The organism is Clostridioides sp. ZZV14-6345, from assembly GCF_020657775.1.
GTDB classification, from domain to species: Bacteria; Bacillota; Clostridia; order Peptostreptococcales; family Peptostreptococcaceae; genus Clostridioides; species Clostridioides difficile_D.
The window spans coordinates 1-368 of sequence record NZ_JAGWCX010000208.1 but is presented as its reverse complement, the minus strand read 5'-3'; the positions used below and the strand labels follow the sequence as shown (position 1 = coordinate 368).

At 71.5% G+C, this 368-nt stretch carries 1 protein-coding gene; it reads right to left on the bottom strand.

What is annotated here, in order from left to right; translation table 11 throughout:
- On the bottom strand, nucleotides 1–320 hold a 320-nt coding region (locus KGF39_RS19560; protein ID WP_227823585.1), incomplete at its 3' end, for a hypothetical protein.
- Nucleotides 321–368: the final 48 nt, after the last annotated feature.

Below are 368 nucleotides of genomic sequence, written 5' to 3'. Positions count from 1 at the left end.
ATCATGGTGGAGCCGAACGCGGGGTTCTCGCCGAGCTTCCAGCCGGGCGGCAGCTGCGCGAAGTAACTGCGCGTGGGGTGCACCTCGCCCACCGAGACATAGGCGGCGACGGTGGTGTCCGGGTTCAGGCGGTGCGACCAGCCGGCGGCGCCGACGTTGCCCGGCTCGACCACCGCCACGTCGAACGCGCCCAGCGATTCCCAGGGGATGTCGCGCCCGTAGTAGAAGGCAAATGTGGGCACAGCGCATGCCGGCTGTGCGTTGGCCGCTACCAAAAGCAGAGCAGCCAGCCAGCGCCAGACGCGCCGCCAGCCGGCCATCAGGCGCTGCTCCTGAGCGCGGCGGCCAGCGCGGCCAGGCCCTGCACC